The organism is Staphylococcus sp. EG-SA-15 (genome assembly GCF_017151895.1).
GTDB lineage: Bacteria > Bacillota > Bacilli > Staphylococcales > Staphylococcaceae > Staphylococcus > Staphylococcus aureus.
On record NZ_JACVZN010000014.1, the window covers coordinates 40,518 to 66,099 of the forward strand.

The 25,582-nt window shown below is 34.0% G+C and carries 26 protein-coding genes; 4 read left to right on the plus strand and 22 right to left on the minus strand.

Features of this window, described 5'->3' with window-relative positions:
- Positions 1-34: 34 nt before the first annotated feature.
- The 10 genes from IDG64_RS07915 to IDG64_RS07960 all read right to left on the minus strand — a co-directional run bounded on the left by IDG64_RS07915 (position 35) and on the right by IDG64_RS07960 (position 8,844).
- The gene (locus IDG64_RS07915) at positions 35-886 is read right to left on the minus strand and encodes an NAD-dependent epimerase/dehydratase family protein (RefSeq protein WP_000034506.1); all 852 of its coding nucleotides are present in this window, start codon (positions 884-886) and stop codon (positions 35-37) included.
- A 321-nt stretch (positions 887-1,207) separates the two neighbouring features.
- Positions 1,208-2,143 (minus strand): 2-dehydropantoate 2-reductase, encoded by a 936-nt coding sequence (locus IDG64_RS07920; protein ID WP_000684056.1) that lies wholly within the window; start codon positions 2,141-2,143, stop codon positions 1,208-1,210.
- 225 nt (positions 2,144-2,368) lie between these two features.
- Positions 2,369-3,769, minus strand: a complete 1,401-nt coding sequence (locus tag IDG64_RS07925) for an MFS transporter (RefSeq protein ID WP_000381267.1) — start codon at positions 3,767-3,769, stop codon at positions 2,369-2,371.
- Positions 3,770-4,062: 293 nt separating this feature from the next.
- Positions 4,063-4,758 (minus strand): ABC transporter permease, encoded by a 696-nt coding sequence (locus IDG64_RS07930; protein ID WP_000398941.1) that lies wholly within the window; start codon positions 4,756-4,758, stop codon positions 4,063-4,065.
- Positions 4,758-5,699: an osmoprotectant ABC transporter substrate-binding protein gene (locus IDG64_RS07935; RefSeq protein WP_000721553.1), complete on the minus strand. Its 942-nt coding sequence runs from the start codon at positions 5,697-5,699 to the stop codon at positions 4,758-4,760. The genes IDG64_RS07930 and IDG64_RS07935 overlap by 1 nt, the downstream gene beginning before the upstream one ends.
- A gap of 16 nt (positions 5,700-5,715) precedes the next feature.
- The gene (locus tag IDG64_RS07940) at positions 5,716-6,351 is read right to left on the minus strand and encodes an ABC transporter permease (RefSeq protein WP_000569120.1); all 636 of its coding nucleotides are present in this window, start codon (positions 6,349-6,351) and stop codon (positions 5,716-5,718) included.
- Positions 6,348-7,574, minus strand: a complete 1,227-nt coding sequence (locus IDG64_RS07945; RefSeq protein ID WP_000948996.1) for a betaine/proline/choline family ABC transporter ATP-binding protein — start codon at positions 7,572-7,574, stop codon at positions 6,348-6,350. The genes IDG64_RS07940 and IDG64_RS07945 overlap by 4 nt, the downstream gene beginning before the upstream one ends.
- A gap of 326 nt (positions 7,575-7,900) precedes the next feature.
- Positions 7,901-8,020, minus strand: coding sequence for a hypothetical protein (locus IDG64_RS07950; protein WP_031864505.1), 120 nt, complete (start codon positions 8,018-8,020; stop codon positions 7,901-7,903).
- Between the two features lie 79 nt (positions 8,021-8,099).
- Positions 8,100-8,210, minus strand: a complete 111-nt coding sequence (locus IDG64_RS07955) for a hypothetical protein (protein WP_031864504.1) — start codon at positions 8,208-8,210, stop codon at positions 8,100-8,102.
- Between the two features lie 34 nt (positions 8,211-8,244).
- The gene (locus IDG64_RS07960) at positions 8,245-8,844 is read right to left on the minus strand and encodes a YdeI/OmpD-associated family protein (RefSeq protein ID WP_001291519.1); all 600 of its coding nucleotides are present in this window, start codon (positions 8,842-8,844) and stop codon (positions 8,245-8,247) included.
- A gap of 179 nt (positions 8,845-9,023) precedes the next feature.
- Between IDG64_RS07960 and IDG64_RS07965 the strand changes: the two genes are divergently transcribed.
- A complete protein-coding gene (locus IDG64_RS07965; RefSeq protein ID WP_001030709.1) occupies positions 9,024-10,661 on the plus strand; it encodes an APC family permease in 1,638 nt (545 codons plus the stop codon).
- A 607-nt stretch (positions 10,662-11,268) separates the two neighbouring features.
- A complete protein-coding gene (locus IDG64_RS07970; RefSeq protein ID WP_000700917.1) occupies positions 11,269-12,621 on the plus strand; it encodes a carboxylesterase family protein in 1,353 nt (450 codons plus the stop codon).
- A gap of 61 nt (positions 12,622-12,682) precedes the next feature.
- On the opposite strand, the gene IDG64_RS07975 is transcribed toward IDG64_RS07970, so the two are convergent.
- From IDG64_RS07975 to IDG64_RS08000, 6 genes are all read right to left on the minus strand, one after another.
- Positions 12,683-13,870: an MFS transporter gene (locus tag IDG64_RS07975; RefSeq protein ID WP_000026189.1), complete on the minus strand. Its 1,188-nt coding sequence runs from the start codon at positions 13,868-13,870 to the stop codon at positions 12,683-12,685.
- A 395-nt stretch (positions 13,871-14,265) separates the two neighbouring features.
- The gene (locus IDG64_RS07980) at positions 14,266-15,042 is read right to left on the minus strand and encodes an ABC transporter permease (protein WP_000072147.1); all 777 of its coding nucleotides are present in this window, start codon (positions 15,040-15,042) and stop codon (positions 14,266-14,268) included.
- Positions 15,035-15,697 carry an ABC transporter ATP-binding protein gene (locus IDG64_RS07985; RefSeq protein WP_000923523.1) on the minus strand — a complete coding sequence of 221 codons (663 nt, stop codon included), beginning with the start codon at positions 15,695-15,697 and terminating at the stop codon, positions 15,035-15,037. The genes IDG64_RS07980 and IDG64_RS07985 overlap by 8 nt, the downstream gene beginning before the upstream one ends.
- A 247-nt stretch (positions 15,698-15,944) precedes the next feature.
- Entirely contained in the window at positions 15,945-17,021 is a 1,077-nt protein-coding gene (locus IDG64_RS07990) for a M42 family metallopeptidase (RefSeq protein ID WP_001076673.1), read from the minus strand.
- A 355-nt stretch (positions 17,022-17,376) separates the two neighbouring features.
- Positions 17,377-17,643, minus strand: a complete 267-nt coding sequence (locus IDG64_RS07995) for a Txe/YoeB family addiction module toxin (protein ID WP_000074045.1) — start codon at positions 17,641-17,643, stop codon at positions 17,377-17,379.
- Positions 17,643-17,900 (minus strand): type II toxin-antitoxin system Phd/YefM family antitoxin, encoded by a 258-nt coding sequence (locus IDG64_RS08000; protein WP_000587619.1) that lies wholly within the window; start codon positions 17,898-17,900, stop codon positions 17,643-17,645. The genes IDG64_RS07995 and IDG64_RS08000 overlap by 1 nt, the downstream gene beginning before the upstream one ends.
- A 358-nt stretch (positions 17,901-18,258) precedes the next feature.
- On the opposite strand from IDG64_RS08000, the gene IDG64_RS08005 reads away from it, so the two are divergent.
- On the plus strand, positions 18,259-18,714 hold the full coding sequence (locus tag IDG64_RS08005; RefSeq protein WP_000732090.1) for a YehR family lipoprotein: 456 nt from the start codon (positions 18,259-18,261) through the stop codon (positions 18,712-18,714).
- 167 nt (positions 18,715-18,881) lie between these two features.
- Here IDG64_RS08005 and IDG64_RS08010 read toward each other — a convergent pair whose 3' ends face one another.
- Positions 18,882-20,459 carry an FMN-binding glutamate synthase family protein gene (locus tag IDG64_RS08010; RefSeq protein ID WP_000143503.1) on the minus strand — a complete coding sequence of 526 codons (1,578 nt, stop codon included), beginning with the start codon at positions 20,457-20,459 and terminating at the stop codon, positions 18,882-18,884.
- Between the two features lie 194 nt (positions 20,460-20,653).
- Between IDG64_RS08010 and lnsB the strand changes: the two genes are divergently transcribed.
- On the plus strand, positions 20,654-21,403 hold the full coding sequence (gene lnsB, locus IDG64_RS08015) for a CPBP family lipoprotein N-acylation protein LnsB (RefSeq protein ID WP_000072440.1): 750 nt from the start codon (positions 20,654-20,656) through the stop codon (positions 21,401-21,403).
- A gap of 230 nt (positions 21,404-21,633) precedes the next feature.
- On the opposite strand, the gene cntE is transcribed toward lnsB, so the two are convergent.
- From cntE to IDG64_RS08040, 5 genes are all read right to left on the minus strand, one after another.
- Entirely contained in the window at positions 21,634-22,827 is a 1,194-nt protein-coding gene (gene cntE, locus IDG64_RS08020) for a staphylopine family metallophore export MFS transporter CntE (RefSeq protein ID WP_000675402.1), read from the minus strand.
- A gap of 11 nt (positions 22,828-22,838) precedes the next feature.
- Complete coding sequence (locus IDG64_RS08025) at positions 22,839-23,588, minus strand: ABC transporter ATP-binding protein (RefSeq protein ID WP_000590515.1); 750 nt, start codon at positions 23,586-23,588, stop codon at positions 22,839-22,841.
- Complete coding sequence (gene cntD / locus IDG64_RS08030; protein WP_000173866.1) at positions 23,581-24,396, minus strand: staphylopine uptake ABC transporter ATP-binding protein CntD; 816 nt, start codon at positions 24,394-24,396, stop codon at positions 23,581-23,583. The genes IDG64_RS08025 and cntD overlap by 8 nt, the downstream gene beginning before the upstream one ends.
- On the minus strand, positions 24,393-25,262 hold the full coding sequence (gene cntC, locus IDG64_RS08035; RefSeq protein ID WP_000584762.1) for a staphylopine uptake ABC transporter permease subunit CntC: 870 nt from the start codon (positions 25,260-25,262) through the stop codon (positions 24,393-24,395). The genes cntD and cntC overlap by 4 nt, the downstream gene beginning before the upstream one ends.
- The coding region (locus tag IDG64_RS08040; RefSeq protein ID WP_206171300.1) for an ABC transporter permease subunit at positions 25,259-25,582 on the minus strand (324 nt) is incomplete at its 5' end. The genes IDG64_RS08040 and cntC, both read right to left, overlap by 4 nt.

Genomic DNA, 25,582 nt, shown 5'->3' on the forward strand with positions numbered 1-25,582 from the left:
GTCTTTATTCTTTGTATATTAAACGGATAAATTATTATTTAATTGGATTCATGCCGTCTTTCCAAGTTTTATAAATCAGAGTACCACCTTGCGCTTTAAACTTCTCATTGCTTACGCCACGTTCAAATGGTTGCGCAGGTTGAATATCAATATTTGGTTCAACACCAAGTTGTTCTTTATACCATTCTGCAAATTCAGAACCTTTAACAGGTGCATCATCTGCTACATTATAGATACCATTTTCAAAATGAATAGCTTGAATAGATGTTTCAACTGCATCATCAAGATGCACAAATGATGTTACGCCATCTGAAAGTGTCACTTGACCATCCATAAATTGATTATAAATCATGCCATCTTTTCCGTACCAAGTACCTGGGCCATATAACCAACCAAAACGTAAAACAACGTATTCATCCATACGAGCCGTTTCTTCTTCTAGACCAACCACACCATCAACCGTTACTTTTCTATCACCAGTTGAGTTAAAATCAAGTGAAGTTTCCTCATTTGCTAATCCTTCGCCAGGTTCATACATAAAGGCAATACTTTGGGCAATTACTTTCTTAACGTCATGCTTTTTCGCCGCATCAATTAAGTTTTTAGAACCTTCAATACGTACTTTCGTATTTGCTGCCATATCAACATTTTTTAAATCCGTAATTTGGTTGATAATGATTTCTGGTTTAAAATCTGCTAACGCTTGATCAATAGTATCAGCTTTTAATATATCACCAATATATGCTTTTACATTAACAGCAGCTAGCTTTTGTTGACCATTCTCAGATGTAGTAAAACCAGCAACCTCATGCCCCTCTTCTTTTAGTCTTTGAACTAATTTAATGCCAATAAGGCCCGTTGCACCAGTTACAAAAATTTTACTCATTATAAACACCTTTTCTCTATTTGTCTTTTTAATATAATTACTTGCTTGATGAGTTTACAAAATTCACGTGAGACTTCCAAATGATTTGCCTCAAAATTTTTCAAAGTGTCGTCGTAAAAACTGTCTAGTAAATACTAATAGTATGTCGTAGACCTATGACAAATCTGAATTATGACGAAGATCAATCAAGAAAAACAGCACCAAGATCATTTCAATTTGAAAGTACCTTACTGCTGTTCTTTATTTATTACATTTCAATCTTAATAATGACCGTAATATCACGTGATTGTCATTTCCTTGTAATCATACCTAAAACACCAATTAATCCTGTGCGTGTCGCTGACTTTCTTTAGTATGAATTAAATCAGTAATAAAGCGATTGACTGGCGCTTCAATATGACGTTGTTTACCTAATGTTGCAACTGCGCCATTAATATAATCAATTTCAGTTTTTCTATTATTAACAATTAAATCTTGATACATGGATGGATAATGCGCACCAACTTTTTCATTTAAATCAACTAAATATTCAAATACTTCATCAACATTTAAATGAACATTATCAATCGTCGCTACATGCACTATTTCTTGCGTTAATTTATAAATCAAACACTTCGCATAACTACTTTCATTCAGCGATGCCATATTACACTCCAACACTGTGCTTAATGCATTTGCCGTACCATTAACACAAATCTTTTTCCAAATCGATTGGTATAAATCTTTACTAATTACACCATTCAATTCCGCTTCGTTAAGTAAATCAGCAACTTTTATAACATTTTCTTTACCTTCATCCACTAGTTCACCTATTTCAACTGGTCCACTACCAAGTAAATGACTGTGTCCAGGGCTTTCAAGACCTGCCGTCCAAGTCGTAACACCTCTGACAATTTGTGATTGAGCAACATACTGCGCAATGACTTCTTCATGCTTCAGACCATTCATCGTACATACGACGATCGTTTCATTATCAATATGTGGCTTCATATCTTCCATCACTTCTTTTAATTGCATTGACTTTGGAAATAGAAAGACAACATCGTAAATGCTTTCGTCCGGTTGATCATTAAAATGATACATCGGAATGTTTAACTCGAATGCCTCTCCATTAATCGTTATATTTAATCCATGTTGCTTAACCGCTTCAACATGAGATGTATATCCGTCAATAAGTGTGACATCATATCCTGCTTGAAATAGTTTGGCACCAAAGCCACTACCTAATGCACCCGATCCAGCAATTGCAATTTTCATCCTATAAACCCCTCTTCATCGTTGTTGTTCATTTTAAAAATACTACTTTCGCATATTAGCGTCAATTTGAAAATCATTCGCTTAATATACACACAGCTTTTATCGTCTATAAAAGAACACACCTAACATTAAACGTCAATACGCAACATTAAGTGTGTATGATAAACTTACTTTCACAAAATTTCCTTTAAAATCCCTACATAATAACTTGCTTTCATTTCAGTTTTACAAATTCGTTTGATTTTTAGGAACTAATAGTAAAATGACTAAAAATGCAACAATTGCTAGCAAAGCATTAAACATCATACCTGTGAAACCACCTAAGTTCAAATTTAAATTAGCTGCTAACACAGTATAAACCGTACCAGATACTGCTACTCCAAATGCATTTCCTAATGATGACGCCATTTTATATACACCTGAAGCAACACCCGACTTATCATCTGGCGCACTAGCAACTGCTGTATCAGTTGATGGTGTAGCATATAATCCTAAACCAGTACCAAACAATAAATATCCAACTATACTAGATACGATATACCACATTTCTGGTAAAAATGTTAACGACAATAAGATTAACCCAATCACTGTAAAGCCACTTCCTAGTAATAGTGGGCGCTTCGGGCCATGTTGAGATAAAATCTTTTCACCTACACGAATCATTGACAACACTGCTATTAAATACGTTAATGAAATATAACCCGTTTGCGAAGAATTAAATCCTAATTGTTGTTGATAATACGTGTTAATGACGATAAGTGCACCACCTGCTACACCATTTAATAAGAAGTTTGAAATAGTTGCACCACTGTATCCTCTATTTTTAAAAATTGAAAAATCAACAAGTGGATGCTTTATTTTATTTTCGTAATATACAAAACCAACTAATGAACAGATAAACACAACAATTAAACCTAGAATTAACGGTGAAACTAAACCAAAATGAGACGTCTGTGTGATGATTACATTTAAACTTAACATCGTCACTACTAAAATGACTAACCCGATAACGTCAAACTTTTTAGCTTCTGCTTTCATACCTTTGATTGGTTCTGCTTTAGTCTCAGGTGCATGTTTGATTAAGTACATTGCTAATAATGTTAATAGAATTGAAACAACAAATATTGAACGCCAACCTATATATGTAGCCATTAAGCCACCAAACAACGTACAAATACCACTACCACCCCAAGAACCAATAGACCAATAGCTTAAGGCACGTTGTCTTCTTGTACCAATATAATATTCGTTAATAATAGCAAGTGTTGATGGCATAATACATGCTGCAGACAAACCTTGAATTATTCTACCTATAATTAAAAATGCTGGCAAAGGTGTAATGATGATGAGTAATGAACCTACAACATTTAATATCAATCCTACATAAGTAATTTTGACGCGACCAAATTTATCAGCAACATCACCAGCACCTACGATAAACAAACCAGCAAATAAGGCAGATAAGCTAACAGCGATATTTATCGTTCCAACGTCACTACTATATGTTGATTGTAATGGGACAACAAGATTAACAAGTGACTGCGCGAATAGCCAAAAGGTAATAACCCCTAAAACGATACCCAAAAGCAATCGGTTGTCACCTCTAAATTGTTTTGATGTGTCCATGAATTAGATAAGCCTCCTATGTTTAAGAAAAACAAATTTTTAATATGATATATTAAGAAACAATATCATAAATTTGCAGAAAATTATAAATAAAACATCTCATTTTTTAGCATTTTTACAATAATTAACGCTTTTTACCCAAAAACTTTCATGATAATAATTGCTATTTTAGTGTAAACGCATACAAACACAACCTATAAAAAGGCTACTCAAAGATTATTTGAGCTCCTTGAGTAGCCTCATTTTTTATAAATCATGAAACGAAATCGCTAAATTATAAACATCTTCTACTATTACATATTAATACTTTGCGGCCGATGATTAGATTGATTTTTACGATGTCGTGTTGTTGGGTCTAATCGTTTTTCTAAAAATCTTAATAGTACATCAATGACGATTGCAATGATAGCAATCGGAATCGCACCTGCTAAAATAAACGTTGTGCCATCCGTCGCATTTGTACCACGAATCACAATGTCACCAAGCGTAGGTGCTCCTATAAATGATCCAACGGCAACAACACCTATCGCAACAACCAAGGCAATACGAATGCCACCGATAATAACCGAAACAGATAACGGTAATTCAATCATTCGTAGCACTTGATTGCGTGTCATTCCCATACCTTTGCCAGCATCCTTAATATTCGCATCAACACTAGCTATACCAGTATAAGTGTTTTTTATAATTGGAAGTAACGCATATAAAAACACTGTTAAAACTACTGTTTCTGAACCTAAGCCCATGACTAACATTAAAATAGCTAACATTGCAATGACTGGAACTGTTTGAATTATATTTGCAATTGTAATTACAAATCCAGAAAGTTTTGTGTATCTTGCAAGCAAGATTCCCAATGGAATACCAATTAAAGCTGCAAACAGCACACCATAGACAGACATTAATAAGTGTTTGAAAAATAAATCCCATAGATAACCAAAGTTCGTAACATAATAATTGAATAATTGCTGTAATAAATTACCTTCCATTACTTATGACCACCTTTCTGTTTATCAAAATAGTGGTGTTTTTTCAAAAATTCTTCTGCGACGACAGCAGGTTCTTTACCTTTACCATCCGCTTCATAATTCAAGCGTTGCATCTCTGAAGTCGAAATCTTTCCTGTCAACTTATTAATCGTCGTTTTAAGTTCTGGGTGTTGCCGTAATAATTCATTTGTTGCAACAGCACTCGCAGCATAAGGTGGGAAAAATTGTTTATCATCTTTAAGTACTTTCAAATCATACGCGGCAATTCGACCATCTGTAGAATAACCTAATGCAACGTCTAACTTCTCTGAGTTTAATGCGTCGTAGACTAGACCTATTTGCATTGGTCTCACTGTACCAAAGTCAAAACCATACTCTTTTTTAAATCCTTCATAGCCATCGCCTTTACGATTCATCCATGAACTATCCATACCTAAACGTAAATCTTTACTATGCTTTGCTAAATCTGAAACTGTCTCTAAATGATATTTTTTAGCGGTTTCCTTCGTTACCATGAATGCATACGTATTCGCAAAACCATACGAATCAAAAAACGTTTGATCAAATTTCTTTTTAAATCCTTGTTGTGTTGCTATCATTGCTTTCTTAGGATTTTTAATTGGTGCTTCCTTCAAAGCTCCCGTTAAATCTGTGCCATTATATCTAACACCTGATATATTAGCATCCCCATTAATTAAGGCATTATGTTGAATCGTACTTGACCCTAAATTATTTACTAATGTTGGCTTTATCTTACCGTGTGTATCATGCTCTATTAACAACCGTAACATATGTGAAATAATTTGCGATTCGCTTGTTGATAATGCTGTAATTTTGACATCATTTTTCGTGCTCTTACTACCTAGTCCGGGCAAACTACATCCAGATAATACGGTAAGCGATAAGACAAACACGACAAGTATATATTTAATTTTCTTCATTATCTTAGCCTCCTAATTATCCAGATACTTTTAAGCCTTTGGGAACTACCCATTTTTCAACTAAAGCTAATAAGGCATCAACACCTAATGCTAGTGCAGTAACGAGTACCGTTGCAGTTACAATCATCAGTGGATCATATAAATTTAAACCATTGAAAATGAAATCACCTAATCCACCCGCACCTACATAACTTGCAAGTGTAGCCCAACTAATTACATACACAGATGACAAACGAATGCCACCAATGATAAGCGGCAATGCTAACGGCAATTCAACATCCTTCATCAATTGAAATTGTGTCATTCCCATACTTTTTCCAGCTTCTTTAATGTTGCTATCAATATTTTGAACACCGAGTACCGTGTTATTTAAAATAGGTAATAATACATAAATAAATAGCGCTACAATTGCAGGCGTTTTACCAACACCAAAAATTGGTATCATAATAGCAAGTACAGCTAGTGTTGGAATAGTTTGTAAGACACCTGCCACAGTTAATACAATATTGGCAGTTCGCTTTGTTTTTGATAATAAAATGCCTATAGGTACTGCAACAATGATGGCAAGTAATAATGCAACTATAGAAATATAGAAATGTTCCAGTGTTTTCGACATCAACTGTCCACCATGTTCATGTAGGAACTCAATCATGATTTATCATCTCCTATGTCACGTACTTTGACATTAGTAGTGTGTTGCTCATGCACTTTTGAGGACGCAGTGTCTTCCCCCACATGTTCTGCTTGCACTGTATTCTCACTATCGCCCCAAATCGTGTCATATACAATATCAACAACATTGGCACGCGTAATCAGTCCTACTAAACGCTGTTGATCATCTACGACAGGTACATTCCTAACGTTTCTTTTTAAAATCGTACGTACAGAATCTTGTAATTTAGAATCAATTTGAACGGTGTAAATATGTTGTTGCATGGTATCTCGTAAACTTTTGTGTCCACGTATACCCTGATTTATATCTTCAATATCTAAGAATCCAAGTAAATGGTTGTCACTATCAACGACAAAAATCGTATCTACACGCTTTTGTCTCATAATATGAACAGCATCATTAAGCGTTGCATCTGCCTGTATCGTGATTGGTTTAATCATTACACCTTCTACAGTCTTGTCATTGGGACGGTCTTGAATCAGTCTATTTTGTCCTATAAAATCACGTACAAAATCATTTGCGGGATGTCTTAAAATATTGTCTGGTGTATCAAATTGCACCACCTTACCTTCTGACATAATACAAATTTTGTCTGCTAATTTAATCGCTTCATCCATATCATGTGTTACAAAGATAAACGTCTTGCCTAATTTTCGTTGTAACGTTTTAACTAAATCTTGTAACGTATCTCTCGTAATAGGATCCAATGCACCAAAAGGTTCATCCATTAAAATAATATCTTGTTCGGCCGCAAGTGCTCTTACGACACCGATACGTTGTTGTTGCCCACCTGATAGTTCTGCTGGATAACGCTCTAAAAATGACTCCGGTAAATCCACAAGTTTAATTAATTCCTTTGCACGTTTATCCTTTTCTTCTTTAGTCCATTTCAACAATTTGGGTACCAATACAATATTCTCTTTAATCGTCATATGAGGCATTAACCCAATTTGTTGAATAACATAACCAATATTTCTACGTAATTCGACAGGATTCATACTCCGAACATCTTTACCATCAATTTCAATTTGTCCTTCTGTCGCTTCAATCATACGGTTTATCATTCTTAAAGCAGTTGTTTTACCACTTCCACTGGTTCCAATAAATGCGATAAATTCCCCAGATTGAATATCTAAAGAGATGTCATCTACTGCCTTTTTATTACTAGAATAAATTTTCGTTAAATGCTTAATACTTAACATAATCATTTCTCCTTCCTCATAAAAAATATGACGAATGATACGCATAAAATAAAAAGACCATTATCGCAATTGTTAAACAAATAGAGTCATAAGTTAAACAAGTACACATCATGGTCTTGATTATGTAGAATTTTATATTTTTCATCTGTAATGTGAATACTTAACAGTAAACGGCGCTATGTATGTTGAATTTCTACCGATTACTTTGTTTGCACATTCGTATATTCGACATTTAAAACTAACATACTCTATATGATGTTATTAAACATTATTATTTTATCTTTGGCAACTAAATAGATAACTCATATTTTTTAAAAGCGAATTTATTATCGCTCAATTGGTTGTTTTATAGCAAAAAAGTGTCGAAAATGTGAAATATTATTACAAAAGTCGAATTTTTGTAATAATGCACACGCATCCATTGTTACAGACGGACAAACGTCCATCAGCCACTCACAAAGTCATCCTTATATTTTAATATTTTCATCATTCATTGTAGACACCCTTGCCTTTTGCTAACAGTTCCTACTCCCAAGCCTGTAACGGAATTCCAACGTCAAAGTGTTGCCCATGACAGGCACACCTAAAAAAACAACCAACAGCATGAGCCATTGGTTGTTTCGTGTCATCTTGTATGTTGTTGTATAACCGGTATGCTTTTACTCATTAATTACTTGTCATGCATCCCTTTACCTTCTAGTATTTGGTTAATATACTTTTCAACACGCTTTTGTCTTGTTTCACTGCGTTTAGCTTGTCCAATATGATATATATATTGATGTTGTCTGCCTGGCGTTAATTTATAAAATGAAGACTCTAACTGTGGCATTTCTTCGAACTTAGCTTCTAACTCTTTAGGAATAACATATTCCTCTGTTTTCTTCATTTCAACTTTTTTACCAGCTTTTTCAGCTTTAATTGCTTCGGCTAGATAATATTTAATTTCTTCGGTACGTGCTTGAATCTCTGTTAAATTTTCAAATCGTAACTGACGAGCTGCTTGCACCTTTTCAGTCTGTTGAATGAGTGTATGATATTTATCCTCCAAAATGGCACCTTTATGAAATAATAGTGCAACATAATTTTTGAAGCCATGGATAAGTACTACATTTTTATTATTCAACGTGTAACAAGGATGCATCCATTTATACGCTTCCTCTAATTCTGTTTCATTAAAGATTAACGCTCTCAAATATTTATATTCTTCTTGCCATTGACTCTCTTTATTTAAAAATGCTTCAACTTGTTCATTTGATTGTTTCTCACTCATAGTCATCACTTCCATTTTGTTTTTCAATACACATTGTATTATATATCCTAATTTTATAAAAAACTAATTTTACAAATGCTTTTGCGTTCTTACAAAAAATGCATTTGACTATTATTATAATAAGCGTATAATTGTCGCATATTATTTTTTGTATTTTTGGCAATAACGAAGGAGTATTTATGAATAAAGACAAGCAATTGCACAACGACAAAATCAATCTATCCCAATTAGTCTTATTAGGGTTAGGCTCTTTAATAGGATCTGGTTGGCTATTTGGTGCGTGGGAAGCATCATCAATAGCTGGACCAGCAGCAATCATATCATGGGTTCTTGGATTCCTAGTCATTGGAACCATTGCCTATAACTACATTGAAATCGGCACAATGTTTCCTCAATCAGGTGGCATGAGTAACTATGCCCAGTATACACATGGCTCATTATTAGGCTTTATTGCTGCTTGGGCGAATTGGGTGTCTTTGGTGACAATAATACCTATCGAAGCTGTGTCAGCTGTTCAATATATGAGTTCTTGGCCGTGGCATTGGGCGAAACCAATGAGATATTTAATGGAAAATGGCTCTATTAGCACATACGGATTGCTAGCTGTATATCTCATCATTGTTATTTTTTCATTATTAAACTATTGGTCCGTAAAACTTTTAACATCATTTACGAGTTTAATTTCTGTATTTAAATTAGGCGTACCCATGTTAACCATCATCATGTTGATGTTATCAGGATTCGACACTTCAAATTACGGCCATTCGGCAAGCACATTTATGCCTTACGGAAGTGCACCGATTTTTGCTGCAACAACAGCATCAGGGATTATTTTTTCATTCAATTCATTCCAGACAATTATTAATATGGGTTCAGAAATTAAAAATCCTGAAAAAAATATCGCAAGAGGCATCGCTATTTCACTGTCAATCAGTGCAGTGTTGTACATCATTTTACAAAGTACGTTTATCACTTCTATGCCTCAATCAATGTTACAACATAGTGGATGGAATGGCATCAACTTCAATTCACCATTTGCTGATTTAGCTATCTTATTAGGAATTAATTGGCTCGCAATTTTACTATATATTGAAGCTTTTGTATCACCATTCGGTACTGGCGTGTCATTTGTCGCCGTTACAGGTCGAGTTTTACGAGCAATGGAGAAAAATGGACATATCCCTAAATTTCTTGGGAAGATGAATGAAAAATATCATATCCCCCGTGTAGCAATCATCTTTAATGCCATCATTAGTATGATTATGGTTACGTTATTTAGAGATTGGGGTACGCTAGCAGCAGTTATTTCTACTGCAACTTTAGTAGCCTATTTAACTGGCCCAACGACAGCGATTGCATTAAGAAAAATGGGACCAACAATGACTCGTCCATTTAGAGCAAAAATTTTAAAAGTAATGGCACCATTATCATTTGTATTAGCTTCATTAGCTATATATTGGGCAATGTGGCCAACAACGGCTGAAGTTATTTTAATCATTATACTTGGATTACCAATCTACTTCTTCTATGAATATCGTATGAATTGGCGTAATACAAAGAAACAAATTGGTGGTAGCTTATGGATTATTGTATATTTAATCGTGCTATCAATACTGTCATTTATAGGAAGCAAAGAATTTAAAGGCTTAAATATGATTCACTATCCATTTGACTTTATCGTTATTATTATTGTGGCGCTTATATTCTATTACATCGGTACAACGAGTTCATTTGAAAGCGTCTATTTCCGTCGCGCAACACGAATCAATACGAAGATGCGTGAGTCACTAAATAATGAATCAAAGTCATCTCATTAAATATTTTAAAATACAGTGCCATATATGATTTCAACACACACACATTAACCAACCATTGATTTCAACATCTTGGTTGGTTTTTTATTTTGAAAATCGGTTATAAATAACTAACATAACAAGATGATGATCAGGCTGGGACATAAATCAATGTTCTATGCTCTACGAAGTTATATTGGCAGTAGTTGACTGAACGAAAATGCGCTTGTAACAAGCTTTTTTCGATTCTAGTCAGGGGCCCCAACACAGAGAATTTCGAAAAGAAATTCTACAGACAATGCAAGTTGGGGTGGGACGACGATAAAGAAATACTTTTTCTATAGAAATTAGTATTTCTTATGCATGAGTTTTACTCATGTATTCCTATTTTTAAGTACACATTAGCTGTGGCTAATGTGTAAGAACCACTACATAATAAATTATTAGTGGCTCTTTATCATTTCTGTCCCACTCCCGTAGAAGAACATCATATAATGCTGAAAATGGTTTGAGTTAAAACAGATATCAAGCTCGTCTGATTCAGTCACAAAATTGTCTTGTTATACTTGTCACCTATCATCTATAGACCGTGGTATGATTAAATTGGGGATGATAAAGGAGGTTAATAAATATGAAGATTAATACTACAGGTGGTCAAATTCATGGTATTACACAAGATGGTTTAGATATCTTCTTAGGCATTCCTTATGCAGAACCACCAGTTCATGACAATCGCTTTAAACATTCTACGTTAAAAACACAATGGTCAGAGCCAATTGATGCAACTGAAATACAACCCATCCCACCGCAACCAGACAACAAATTAGAAGATTTTTTCTCCTCACAATCTACAACTTTTACTGAACATGAAGACTGTTTATATCTAAATATTTGGAAACAACATAATGATCAGACGAAGAAACCTGTCATCATTTACTTTTATGGTGGTAGTTTTGAAAATGGTCATGGTACAGCCGAACTCTATCAACCGGCACATTTAGTACAAAATAACGACATTATCGTTATTACATGCAATTATCGTTTAGGCGCATTAGGATATTTAGACTGGTCATATTTTAATAAAGATTTTCATTCCAATAATGGCCTTTCAGATCAAATCAATGTCATAAAATGGGTGCATCAATTTATTGAATCCTTCGGTGGCGACGCTAATAACATTACTTTAATGGGTCAGTCTGCAGGCAGTATGAGCATTTTGACTTTACTTAAAATACCTGACATTGAGCCATACTTCCATAAAGTCGTTCTACTAAGTGGCGCACTACGATTAGACACCCTTGAGAGTGCACGCAATAAAGCACAACATTTCCAAAAAATGATGCTCGATTATTTAGATACAGATGATGTTACATCATTATCGACAGATGATATTCTTATGCTGATGGCGAAGCTAAAACAATCTCGAGGACCTTCTAAAGGGCTTGATTTAATATATGCGCCTATTAAAACAGATTATATACAAAATGATTATCCAACAACGAAACCAATTTTTGCATGTTATACAAAAGATGAAGGCGATATTTATATTACTAGTGAACAGAAAAAATTATCGCCGCAACGCTTTATCGACATTATGGAATTAAATGATATTCCTTTAAAATACGAAGATGTTCAGACTGCGAAGCAACAATCTTTAGCGATTACACATTGTTATTTCAAACAGCCGATGAAGCAATTTTTACAACAACTTAATATACAAGATTCAAACGCACAACTATGGCTTGCTGAATTTGCATGGCATGATACTTCTAGCGCACACTATCGCAGTGCTTACCATATTCTAGATATGGTATTTTGGTTCGGAAACTTACAAATATTAGCAGCACATCAATATCCAACAACTGCTCACCTTAAATTTTTAAGTCGACAAATGCAAAATGATTTAGCTAATTTTGCTAAAAGCGGTAAAATGCCTTGGCCGATGTATCATAATGAACGTCGCTATTATCGCACATATCAATAACGTTATCGCATCTAAAAAAGCACACCTGAATTTGATAGCAGGCGTGCTTTTCATATGAGAATTATGATGATTTAAATGTTTTAGCATAATGATTATTTTTCAATGTGAAAACAACGATTAATCCTAATGCGCCAATGATGGCACTCGTATACGTGATAGCTTGAACAGAAACATGTGTCATGACCAAGCCTCCAATAATGCCGCCAACACCAATACCAGCGTTTAAACTAGACATGTTCCAACTCATTACTTGGCTTGTGTCGCCTTCAACATGTTGAATCACACCGCTTTGCACTGCTGGATTAGTACTCCATTGCATGATATTCCAAATAAATAGTCCTGCTAACAATAGACCTGAACCAGGTAAGATTAAATTCATAAGTAACATCATGACGATAAAAATAGAAACAGAAATCATTAACCAACGCTTACTTGTAATTTTATCGGAGAATATACCACCCAATGATGTTCCAATAACGCCAGCGATTCCATTTACTAGAAGTGCTAATGAAACGAATGACATATCATGACCATTAGATAAAATAAGTGGATTTATAAAGACGAATGTCACTGAGTTTGCAATCAATACTAAAAACGTAATAATTAAATATTTTGCTACTTCAGCAGGTCTTAATATTTTCGAAGTAACATGATTTTCATGAGATGGTGCCTCATGATTCACAGGGCCTCGTTGTATTTCCTGATCCTTCGGTAAATAGATCATCATCAAGAAGCCAACAATAATACTCACAATAATTAAGAATAGAAATGTATAGCGCCAACCTACTAAATCGCCGATAACCGTTCCAATTGGTACACCAAAAACATTGGCCCCACTAAACCCTGTATAGACAAGTCCAATCATTTTACCACGATTTTTAGGTGCTGATAACATCGCTGTAATAGCTAATACTTTTACGATAATTAGTGCTGCTGCTGCAGATGAGATAATTCTACCAACTACTAATATTGAAAAATTTGGTGCTACAGCAATAATGCCATTACCAATGATAAATATAAGTAATGTCCATAATAATACAGGCCTTGATGAAAAACGGTTCGTTAATTTAACCAGAATAGGTCCACATATCGCAAATGTTAAAGCGTACATTGTCACTAATTGACCAACGACAGCTTCTGATACATGTAAGTCCTGACTCATCAAGTTCATAATTCCTGCAACCATCATTTCAACCATTCCTACGATAAAAATACTTAAAATGAATGTAAATAGTCGCATGATTGACATTTTAAAACTCCTTTCAAACAAAATTTCCGATATTCATTTCCCTTAGAATAACGATTTATTAAAAAATGTGTGCAACACAATTTTATATATAACCGTTCTATTATATAATATTTTGCTTTAATTTTCTGTGCTTAATTGGAAAATTATTGAAATTGTTTTTCAGTATTTGAAAAATTAACACAAGTATGTCATTTAATAATTATGTATAATTACTTCAGTTTCAACAATGTCTCCAAAAAAGCACGCACGCTTTATATGTCAGAACAGATAACTGACTACAAAGTATGCGTGCCTTTATGAATATTTTCGCTGTGTTAATGAATAGCGATACTATATGTGCGCGTCACTTCATTTCCAATTAAAACTAATGCCTAAATCTGATGCAGTAAAATCTATCATGATTCACTCTTAACATCAGTATTTCGTGCTACTAATTGATGTCTTGCATTGAAAAATTGACCATAGCTTAAATATGTCGCAATCAAAGCAGACATAATGGTCGCAGTTGTATGAATAAACACGACTAACAATTGAAATTTAATCGCTTGTAAAGGTGGTACGCCACCAATAATTAAGCCTGTCATCATACCAGGAATCGACACAAGCCCATATGTTTTAACCGAATCAATTGTTGGCACTATAGCTAAACGAATACTTTCACGTATTGCACCTTTAGAAGCCAATTTAGGTGTAGCTGCAAGTGATAATTTAGATTCAATATTAGTACCATCTTGTACGAATGCACGATCTAAATTCTGGTAAGCTAAATTAATTGCAATCAAGCCATTATTAGCAAGCATGCCGCCAATAGGTATAACTTCATTGGCTGTAAATTGAATGGCCCCTGTCGCAATAGTACCTGCAAGCGGTAATGCCGTTCCAATGAAGATAGCTAGAAATGATATCCAAAACACATGATGCATCACTGGTGATGCTCGACTAATTGTATTCCATGATGCATTAATAATAATGACCAATACACATAAAATAAGCAGCCATTTATCGTTTATTTTAAAAATATAATGCAGCAAAAATCCCAAAATGATTAATTGCACAACTGCGCGTAATGTCGCAACAATTAAATCTTTAATAATATGTAAACCTTCTTTATATGAAATGATAATCGGAATGACTAAAAGCAATGCCGTCAATCCAAGTGCCGTGTTACTCATGTTGATTCAACTCCTCAACCTTAGAAATTTTGCCATCAACAATCGTTATGCGCTTTTGAAAATGTCTCATACTTTGATCATCACTATGGGTAATCCACATGATAGCAACATCCTGTTCCACTAACTTAAAAATGATATTTTCTATCTTTTCTTTATTATGAACGTCTAATGCACTGGTCGATTCATCTAATAAAAGAATATCCGGTGTATACATCAGTTGGCGCGCTATAGCAATTCTTTGCCGCTCACCACCCGACATATTTTCCACTTCCGAACTTAATTGATAATGTCCCAAACCGACATCTTTAATTAATTGCTTTGCACGTTTTCTATCAAATTTATCATTACGTGCAAGTGATGGGAATATCATGTTATCTTCAATCGTTTCACCAAACAAGTCACTTTGCTGCATCAAATAACTGATTCGTTGACGCAATTCTTCCGGGTCATAATCATTATAGGGTTTACCTTTAAAATAAAGTTCTCCACTAGTTGGACTAATCAAATTACATATTTGCTTTTGAAATGTACTTTTACCACTACCTGATGGACCTATAATGGCAATACTCTCGCCTTTATCTACTTTTAGACTGATATGATCTAGTATGATTCTATCGCTCGCTTTATACACTAAATCTTTAATTTCTAACAACATTTGCACCGCTCCTCATGTAATATATCAGGTATATTATTCCCGTTTTTTTGGTTTTTAGTGCAATTACATTTAAGAAAAAATCATTTTCTTGTAATATCAAAATTTAGGCATAATTGATTTTCAGCATTTAAATTAAAAACAAAAAATCCTATTAACATGGATACTGTCTAATGACTAAGAATTAAAGTTAGACAATTGTTTAACAACCTACCATATTAAAAGGATTCTTTATTATTTATGGATTTGATTACCACATGATATTTTTATAACTTTCATCATTCAATGAACGGACAATTTCAGTAACAAGACGGATAGAATTTTCATAATCATCTACATTGAGCACTGAAACATTAGAATGCATGTATCGCAGCGTAACACCGATTGTCATCGTTGGAATACCTTCATTTGCGACATGAATACTTCCCGCATCTGTACCTCCACCTGGTGTCGTATCCCATTGTACTTCGATGTTATGTTCCTTAGCTACATCTTTAATATGCTTACGCAAACCTTGGTGAGCAATACTTGTAGCATCCATCATAATGACAACTGGACCACCGCCTAGTTTACTATCGCTCGTTTGACCTGACATACCTGGGGTATCATAAGCAATACCTACATCGACAGCTATCGCCAAATCTGGTTTAATTGTATTCGCTGCCACTTTCGCACCACGCAAACCAACTTCTTCTTGCACTGTGGCACCACTGTATAAGTTAATGCCAATATTTTCATCTTTTAAACGTTTTAATACCTCAACAGCTAATGCACAGCCATAGCGATTATCAAATGCTTTCGCAGTTAAATATTTATCATTTGCAAGCACTTCAAATTCACTATATGGCGTAACCATATTGCCTACTTCAACGCCAGCTTCTTCAGCTTCTTCCTTGCTACTAACACCAATATCTATAAACATATTTTTGATTTCCATTGGCTTTTTACGTTCTTCAGGCGTTAAGACATGTGGCGGTTTAGAACCGATGATACCTCTAATTTCTTTGCCCGAATCTGTTGTAATCGTTACTTTTTGAGATAACATGACTTGATTCCACCATCCACCAACTGGCGTAAATGAAATAAAACCATGTTTATCAATCTTTGTTACCATAAAACCAACTTCATCCATATGACCAGAAATCATAATTGAGTATTGACCATTCTCAGCATTTTTCTTTCCAAAAATGCCACCCAAGTTATCTTCAATAATTTGATCACTGACAGGCTCTATATAGTTACGCATTGCTTCTTTAACTTGCATTTCATAACCAGCAATGCCGTTTACATCTGTTAAATGTTTAAGTAATTTGACTGACTGATTCATGTTATTCATCCTCCTGTATTTCAACTTAAAACTATTGTATCACTAACTTTCAGAAAAACGTTCCCTACCGCTTTATCATTTTCAGGCTTAAATATTTTTAAAATTTTGTGAGGAATCCGCTTAAAAAAACTCATATTTCTAAAATTTAATATTCCGAAAAAGTCACAATTTAAAATTCCTTATTATAATACGTTATTCTTTTATTGTTACTAATTTCAATCTGTTTAGTCTTGCGCTATTATAAAATTAAAAAGTGTAGAGATAACAACGCATTAACGTCGCTATTTTCCCTACACTTAAATACTAGTTTCTTTAATTAACTTATCATTAAAGTTATTCAGATATTGAATATTCATTAATCATAATGTGACCATGCCGATAGTATTAATACTACTTTATTTCGATCATCTATGGTATAGACGACCCTGTGCTGAAGGTTAATTCTTCTTGAATATCGCTCTAAATATTTAGGTTCTAATTTTTCAAAGGATTGTGTTATTTTATAAGGATCATTTTTTAAAGTCTCAACAATTTCTATAAATGTCTTCTTTAAATAAGGATGTTTTATTTTCTTTAAATCTGATTTCGCTGAATTTTTAATCTTAACCGTGTAATTGCTCATTAAAGATTATCCCAATCAATATCATCTATATTTGTTGTACCACTACTATCTTTTTCTCTTTCTCTTACTTTGTCCATTGTACCAGTAGATACAAGATACATTGTCTCTTGTATACTTTTCCAATCTTCTAAACCTATAATCACAGCATTATTTTCGGCATTATTACCACTAATATAAATTGGTTCGTGATTATTATTAACATTTTTTAGTAATTGATAAAAATCTTTTCTCGCTTCTGTAGGGCTAGTGATAATCATATAAATCCTCCTTTGTCTTCTGTTACGCTAATTATGGCGTACGTATTTAAGTACGTCAATATTACCAACGAGTTCATCGTATTCTTAATACCTATATGCTATCGTTCACAAACTTTTGTTCTTTTCTTCCAACATACCGCCTATAATGCTCAAAAAGAAATCAGCAGCGGAACACACTACGTTCCCTACCGCTTTATCATTTTCAGGCTTAAATATTTTTAAAATTTTGTGAGGAATCCGCTTAAAAAAACTCATATCTTCAAAAAAAATGACAAAATTTAAATTTTTGAATAACATCATTTTTTAGTAAATGTTATAATTTCTTTATAATACAAATATCGAAAGAAGGCGACTGACTTTGAAAAAATTATGTTCATTAATTGTAGTAGCATTAGTTTGTGTCATTGCATTATCAGCTTGTGGTAAAGAACAAACCAAAACATATGAAGGTGATGTTAGTGGTAAACATGTACTAACTTCTATCACATATAAAGATGATAAAGTTTTAAAACAGTCTACAATCAACACAATTAAATATGACGATCTAGGTATGGATAAAGACGAAGCCAAAAAGTTATTCGCCAAATCTGAAAGTATTTTCAAAGACCTTAAAGGCGTAAAATACAAAGTAGACTATAAAGATAAAAAAGCAATTGAACACTTAGACATAGATTACACAGAAGTTGACATGAAAAAATTAAATAAACGTCTTGGTGTTTCGACTAAAGAAAATAAAGATATTAGTTTTGAAAAACTTGAAAAGCAATTAAAGCACAGAGGTTTAAAAGAAAAAGATAAAATGGACGACAAATAGTTTATAACATAAAAATGCCCTCAGATAAGACTAAGGTTACAAACCTTAATTCATATTCTGAGGGCTTTAATATTTGAAATTCTTCTGTGACCAGCATCCACTACTAATATAAAATTATTTGCAGTAACGCTAAAATCCGCTGCTTTCAATTTCCCGAAATAAATAAGTTAACTAATGAGTTTTAATTTATAATCATGTATCGTTTGCAATTCACCATCGACTTTTCGATATACAATATGATCAGCAGTAATTTCTGTAGGACTGGATACGCCAACAGCTGCTGCAATATTGAATAAGCCTTCATGCAAACTTGTTACATAGTTTGTGACACGATATTGCTTTTCTCCAACAATCAATGCTTTTTCTTTTTTCGCATCTGTCGTTGCAACACCTACAGGACATGTATTCATATGACATTGTTGACTCATAATACAACCGACACTAATCATCATGCCACGTGCAATATTAACAAAATCTGCACCTAAACCTAGTGCAATCGCAATTTTATCTGGTGTCACTAACTTACCAGATGCCGCCAATTTCACTTTATCTCGAATACCATATTTTTCTAACATGCCAGACACAATAGGTAGAGCTGTAAATAGCGGTAAGCCAACACCATCTTGTAATTCTTGGAATGTTGCACCAGTACCACCTTCACCACCATCAATCGTAATAAAGCTTGGATACTTATCTAGTTCCACCATCGTACGTACAAGTGTTTCAATTTCTGAAACTTTGCTTACTACAATTTTGAATCCTACTGGTTTTTGACCTAATTGCTGCAACTGATCGACGAAACGAATCAAATCTTCAGCATTATGAATAAATTCGTAACGGTTAGGTGAATTGATTGTTTTATAAGGTTCAACATTTCGGATTTTAGCAATTTCTTCGTTTACCTTTTCAGCTTCCATATGACCACCACGAGTCTTAGCACCTTGTGCCAACTTCAGCTCAAATGCGCGTACGTTAGATAACTGTGCGACCTCTTTAAATAAACCTTCACTAAAATTACCTTCTTTATCACGAACACCAAATAAACCGGGACCAATTTGGAAAATGATATCCCCATTACCTTTTAAATGATATTCTGATAAGCCACCTTCACCTGTATTCATCCAAGTGCCCGCTTTAGCTAGACCTTTAGATAAAGCTGTAATGGCATTTTTTCCTAAAGCGCCATAACTCATACCAGATTGTCCTACGATACGTTTTAAAATAAATGGATGTTTTAAATGTTCACCTAATTTTATTGCATGGTCATCACTTAAGTAATACGGATCAATCTTTGTCGGTACACGATATTCTTCACGACTAAATAGACGCTCATTCGCGATTTTATAAATGAATGTTGATAACAATGTTGTATTATCTACTGAAATCTCATTACGTTGCATCGGAAACATTGTGTTCTGTATGTAAAAGCCGTCTTGATAATCTTTAGTAGTACCGAAGCTGGTCATACGAGAGTTATATTTTCCAGCCAAAACGATATTTTTATAATCATTACGTGAAAAAGGTTTCCCTTCATTATCCCCAGAAAATAAATACTGACGTAATTCCGGTCCCATTTTTTCTGAAATATATCTAATACGTGCTAGTAAAGGATAATTCCTTAATACACTATGTTGTGATTGTCTTTTATCTTTAATTAACCAAATAAGCCCGATAACAATAACCGTAAGCATGAAGCCTACAACGATAATGTTAACTATAAATTGCATGACTGTAAGAAACGTCATTACAATACCTCCCCCCAAAATTTCAATTCAATATTTATGATACACCTTACAAAATAAAACACAATGGAAGCGCTTCATTTTATAAAACAATTTTATGATATGTTTTTCATTTTAAATTTTAATGTATAAAACATACAATACAAAGTAATATGTGCTAAAGTATCTATATAATACAACTATTTAAGAGGTATACTATGTCAAATACAAATAAACATTACATAGAAGAAGAATACGCTACCGAACAATCGCGTTTTTTCAAACGTGATATTGGATTTATTTTCCTTTATATATTTTTGGTTAACATCTTGCCAATCATTATCGTCTTTTTAACTTTTGGGTTAGTAGCTGTATTCACTCAACAAGCCCCATGGGGTTTCTCTTTTCCTATTTCAATGAACATTAGCTATATACTCGCAGTTATTATTTCACTAGCTATTTTTCGTCGGATGCATGAAGATGCATTTGTTCCGATGATACGTACGCAAATCATTGCCAGCACCAAATATAAATGGCATATTCTTATATCATTTACACTAAGTGTCGTACTCTTTTTACTTTTAAATTATTTCGATATTTTCGCACTAAATGTAGATGCCTTTACTGTCTTTGACATTTACCCGCTCATTAGAGATTATGGTTCCATCAGTTTAATAGTAATGTTGTGGTTAACCATTATATTAAATACTTTAATTTGTCAACTTATTTTCCGTCATATTTTAATTCAAGAATTAAGCAGAATCATGCCTTTAAAGATTACAATAGTATTGTCCATTATCCTTGAAACTCTGTTCTACTATCCATACATTAATACATGGTGGGAATTCATTCCAGCATTGATACTAGCAAGTAGTGCGACTTACTTATATTTAAAATCAAATCGTAATTTTATGGTGAGCTATTTTTCTCAATTAGCAGTTATACTCGTTTTGCATATTTTCATGTAAAATTTTTCAGAGTATTATCCATTATCCATTATCCATACACATCAAAAAGCACACTTAAAAGTCAGTATCACAACTCACTTTTAAGCGTGCTTTATTTAGATATACTGTCGTTCTAAAAACGAGCCATATAGAATGTTTCATGTCCTAGCATGAAGCATATGAATCGCCATGCTCAATATACCTTTTAAAATTTAAATATTTATTAACTTAATATGCTTTAATTCACTTCATTAAAGACTATTTGCTGGGCGTGGTGTTGGTTTTTTCAATAAACTCATAATCATTATTACAATGACTAACATACCACAAATTAGATACATCCATTTAAATCCTACTAAATCGGAAATAGGTCCCATCAATGCGCCACCTAACGATATACCTAAGTCTGCACAGGCAATAAATAAACCTAACAACATATTACGACCTACTTTTGGTAAGACGAAACTTAAGTATGATGTTAATGTTGGATACACCATTGCTTGTGTCATTCCTATTAATATTGCACTACCATAGAAAATAATTGCACCTACTTGCGGACCAAATGCCACTACAAATGACGCGATCACTAATAATGATAGTACAGATACCATATATTTAGGATGCCACATACCATCTGATGGAATGTATTTCCTTAAGTAAAATCTTGCCGCAACAACTGCGATGGCCTGTATTGTCAAAAAGATTCCCGCATTCGCGAATCCTAAACTCACTGTGTATAACGGTACAAATGTACTAACTGCACCAAATACAATCGATGCAACAATCATGATAATACCACTGTTCAACAACTCTTTATTTTTGAAAAATTGCGCAAAAACAGTTACAGCGTTAAACGGCATTTTTTCAATCTTATCTGACGTATCGGGTTCCTGTTCAGCAAAGGTCACGCGATAGCCAAAGAATGTTGTTGTTAATGCGATAAAGATAATGACAATTGCAAATAGTGAAATATTATTTGCATTCCAAATACCTACGGCAACTAATGGTCCGATTAAGTTTGGAATCGTTGAAAATAGCGAGTACAATGATACACCTTCAGAACGATGTTCCTCTGGTAATGCATCAATAATACCTAGCTGTAAAGACATAGAAAAGAATGCCGTACACACACCTTGCATAACACGTGCTACGAAATAACCTTCTAAGCCAGTAAAACCATAAATAATTAAAGCTATGGCATTGATAATCAAAATAATTCTTAATACTTTAATGGGACCGACACGAGCAATAATTTGTCCTGCCCATGGTCGAAATACCATTGCTGTTAACATGTATGCCCCCATAACGATACCGATAACCGTATTCGTTGCGCCTAAATCATGCCCTCGTAAAGGTATAAACACGTTTAAGATTGCATTGGCACTAAAGAACATCAATGTTAATATATATAATCTCAAAAAGGGCCAAGCCATTGCACCTTTCATTATCTCACTCCTTAGAATGATAGTTGTTTTTCTATTAATTCTCTTGTATAAGCATTGTCACTTTTATGCAATGCGCTTGTCGGAATTTGTTCTTCTATTTTTCCGTTTTTAAAAATAATTAATTGATCACATAAATACGTGGCAGCTTGAATATCATGTGTGATAAAAATATAACTCAACTGACGCGTTTCACGTAAATGAATCAATAAATCTAATATTTGTGTTTGAATTGACATGTCGAGTGAACTAATGGCTTCATCAAACAAAATATATTTAGGGTTAATACATATTGCACGCGCAATCGCAACACGCTGCGCCTCTCCACCTGATAACATATTAGGATATTTATCCATGTATGCCTTAGATAGACCGACTTCTTCCAACAATGTAATTGCTTGAACTTCCATAACATCTTTAGGTTGTCCATCACATTGACACATCACTTCAAATAAGATTTCTCTAACAGTCTGAAATGGATGTAATGATGACGTATAATCTTGAAATACAGCACCAATTTGATGACGTCTCACTTTCTTCTTATGCATCGGTTGATCATTTAAGGTTACACAACCTTTATCCGGTTTCTCAATACCTAATATCATACGACTCAACGTCGATTTACCGCTACCACTTTCTCCGATAATCGCAATCGTCGCACCGATTGGACACTCAAATGACACACCTTTCACGATAGGTGTTCGACGACGCTTAAAAACATGTGCGCTTTGATATGACTTTTCAACATCTTTAATTTTAATCATGTACATCACCCCTCATCACATGTTTAAAATGATCATTAATCTTCTTCTTGGTTGATAATAAATACTTCGTATAAACATGTTCTGGATGATGCAAGACTGATTCACGTGTCCCTTGTTCAATAAGCTGACCATTTTTCATCACAACAACACGGTCTGCAATCTTGTTAATAACCGTTAAATCATGTGAAATGAAAATCATCGCACAGTCAAAGTGTTTTTTAATATCTATAAATGCTTCCAGTACATCATATTGTGTAATTGTATCTAAAGCCGTTGTCGGCTCATCAGCAATGATTAACTTTGGTTTCAAAGCTAACGCTAAAGCAATCATCAATCGCTGTAACATTCCTCCTGATAACATGTAAGGGTATGATTTTAATATACGTTTAGGATCTTTCAAACTTAAATAATCCATATATTCAATCAATGTCTTTTCAATTTCTTGTGTAGACATTGACGTATGTACTTTCATAGTCTCAAACATTTGTTTACCGACAGTAGTTGATGGGTCAAAGGCACGACTACCTTGTTGCATGACCATCGCAATATCTTTACCACGGTATTTTTTCAATTGTGCTTCCGATAACGACAACATTGATGTACCATCAAAGATAATTTCACCTGTCACCCCGAGTCGTTCGGGATTCAAACCAATAATCGACTTACAAGTGATTGATTTACCGCTACCACTTTCTCCAATAACGCCTAAAGTTTCACCCTTAGTTAATGTAAAATTCACATCACTCACGAGTGGTTGATCTGTCCAGGTATCTGTAATCGTCAAATGTTTAACTGTTAACAATGTCATGATTGCACCACTCCTTTTTTCACAGAACGAAGTTTATCTTTAGAAGAGATGCGGGGATCAATGGCAATTTGTAAAGCATCGGATAAGAAGTTAAATGCCATCACTATAATCACTATGGCAATACCTGGCGCAAACATCATTTCAGGATGTGTAAACATCACTTTTCTAGCTTCGTTAAGCATCATGCCCCACTCTGCAGTAGGCGCTTTGACACCTAATCCTAAAAATGAAAAGCCAGATATTTGCAAGATCATTGAACACATCGAGCTACTAGAGATAATAGCAATATCTGCTAATGTTAACGGCATAATATGTTTGTGAATAATTTTCATATCTTTCATACCGATTGTTTTAGCAAATCTGACATGGTCAGAAGCAGTGTACTGCATAACACTTGTACGTATAACACGACAGAACCATGCCCAACGCGTCAAAATAAATGCCATGATAATATTTTCGGCACCCATACCAAACAATGCAATTAATGCTAACGTTACAACATAACTTGGGAATGCCAACATAACATCACACGCACGCATGATTAAGGCGTCAACAAACCCTTGGAAATATCCTGATAAGAATCCTAAAATAGATCCAATAAGTACAGAAACAAATAGCGCAACAAAGACATATAACAAACTTGGTCTAATCGCATAAATTAACCTAGTTAAAATATCTCTACCTAAATGGTCAGTACCTAGTAGATGTTGAAAACTCATGCCAGCAAATTTGTTTGCTGTATCGATATGGTTAGGATCATAAAATGTCACAAGTGGTGCTGCTAATCCTAAAAAGACATATAATACAATAATGCCTAAAGCAATCACTGCACCTTTATCTTGTAATAATCGTTTTAAAATTATCATCGTGCGCCCTCCCTTAATCTTGGATTTAATAGCGCATTAATGATATCTGCTAATGTATTAAATACAATAAATAATACCGCTACAATTAATACATATGCTTGAATGACTGGAAAATCATGTTCAAGTATTGCTTTTAAACTTAATTGACCTAGTCCAGGCCATGCAAAGATATACTCGATAACAACTAGTCCACCCATTATCATTGGTATAGACATACAAAAGATTGATACCGCAACTTGTAAAGCATTACGCAACACATGCAACATTAATGTGATAGATTTCACACCGCTTGCTCTTAAATAAAGTACATAATCTTCATT

What these genes read in the sequence shown, in the direction of transcription:
- IDG64_RS07915 (WP_000034506.1), bottom strand. Translation starts at nt 886, where the DNA reads ATGAGTAAAATTTTTGTAACTGGTGCAACGGGCCTTATTGGCATTAAA.
- IDG64_RS07920 (WP_000684056.1), bottom strand. Translation starts at nt 2,143, where the DNA reads ATGAAAATTGCAATTGCTGGATCGGGTGCATTAGGTAGTGGCTTTGGT.
- IDG64_RS07925 (WP_000381267.1), bottom strand. Translation starts at nt 3,769, where the DNA reads ATGGACACATCAAAACAATTTAGAGGTGACAACCGATTGCTTTTGGGT.
- IDG64_RS07930 (WP_000398941.1), bottom strand. Translation starts at nt 4,758, where the DNA reads ATGGAAGGTAATTTATTACAGCAATTATTCAATTATTATGTTACGAAC.
- IDG64_RS07935 (WP_000721553.1), bottom strand. Translation starts at nt 5,699, where the DNA reads ATGAAGAAAATTAAATATATACTTGTCGTGTTTGTCTTATCGCTTACC.
- IDG64_RS07940 (WP_000569120.1), bottom strand. Translation starts at nt 6,351, where the DNA reads ATGATTGAGTTCCTACATGAACATGGTGGACAGTTGATGTCGAAAACA.
- IDG64_RS07945 (WP_000948996.1), bottom strand. Translation starts at nt 7,574, where the DNA reads ATGTTAAGTATTAAGCATTTAACGAAAATTTATTCTAGTAATAAAAAG.
- IDG64_RS07950 (WP_031864505.1), bottom strand. Translation starts at nt 8,020, where the DNA reads ATGGACGTTTGTCCGTCTGTAACAATGGATGCGTGTGCATTATTACAA.
- IDG64_RS07960 (WP_001291519.1), bottom strand. Translation starts at nt 8,844, where the DNA reads ATGAGTGAGAAACAATCAAATGAACAAGTTGAAGCATTTTTAAATAAA.
- IDG64_RS07965 (WP_001030709.1), top strand. Translation starts at nt 9,024, where the DNA reads ATGAATAAAGACAAGCAATTGCACAACGACAAAATCAATCTATCCCAA.
- IDG64_RS07970 (WP_000700917.1), top strand. Translation starts at nt 11,269, where the DNA reads ATGAAGATTAATACTACAGGTGGTCAAATTCATGGTATTACACAAGAT.
- IDG64_RS07975 (WP_000026189.1), bottom strand. Translation starts at nt 13,870, where the DNA reads ATGTCAATCATGCGACTATTTACATTCATTTTAAGTATTTTTATCGTA.
- IDG64_RS07980 (WP_000072147.1), bottom strand. Translation starts at nt 15,042, where the DNA reads ATGAGTAACACGGCACTTGGATTGACGGCATTGCTTTTAGTCATTCCG.
- IDG64_RS07985 (WP_000923523.1), bottom strand. Translation starts at nt 15,697, where the DNA reads ATGTTGTTAGAAATTAAAGATTTAGTGTATAAAGCGAGCGATAGAATC.
- IDG64_RS07990 (WP_001076673.1), bottom strand. Translation starts at nt 17,021, where the DNA reads ATGAATCAGTCAGTCAAATTACTTAAACATTTAACAGATGTAAACGGC.
- IDG64_RS07995 (WP_000074045.1), bottom strand. Translation starts at nt 17,643, where the DNA reads ATGAGCAATTACACGGTTAAGATTAAAAATTCAGCGAAATCAGATTTA.
- IDG64_RS08000 (WP_000587619.1), bottom strand. Translation starts at nt 17,900, where the DNA reads ATGATTATCACTAGCCCTACAGAAGCGAGAAAAGATTTTTATCAATTA.
- IDG64_RS08010 (WP_000143503.1), bottom strand. Translation starts at nt 20,459, where the DNA reads ATGACGTTTCTTACAGTCATGCAATTTATAGTTAACATTATCGTTGTA.
- lnsB (WP_000072440.1), top strand. Translation starts at nt 20,654, where the DNA reads ATGTCAAATACAAATAAACATTACATAGAAGAAGAATACGCTACCGAA.
- cntE (WP_000675402.1), bottom strand. Translation starts at nt 22,827, where the DNA reads ATGAAAGGTGCAATGGCTTGGCCCTTTTTGAGATTATATATATTAACA.
- IDG64_RS08025 (WP_000590515.1), bottom strand. Translation starts at nt 23,588, where the DNA reads ATGATTAAAATTAAAGATGTTGAAAAGTCATATCAAAGCGCACATGTT.
- cntD (WP_000173866.1), bottom strand. Translation starts at nt 24,396, where the DNA reads ATGACATTGTTAACAGTTAAACATTTGACGATTACAGATACCTGGACA.
- cntC (WP_000584762.1), bottom strand. Translation starts at nt 25,262, where the DNA reads ATGATAATTTTAAAACGATTATTACAAGATAAAGGTGCAGTGATTGCT.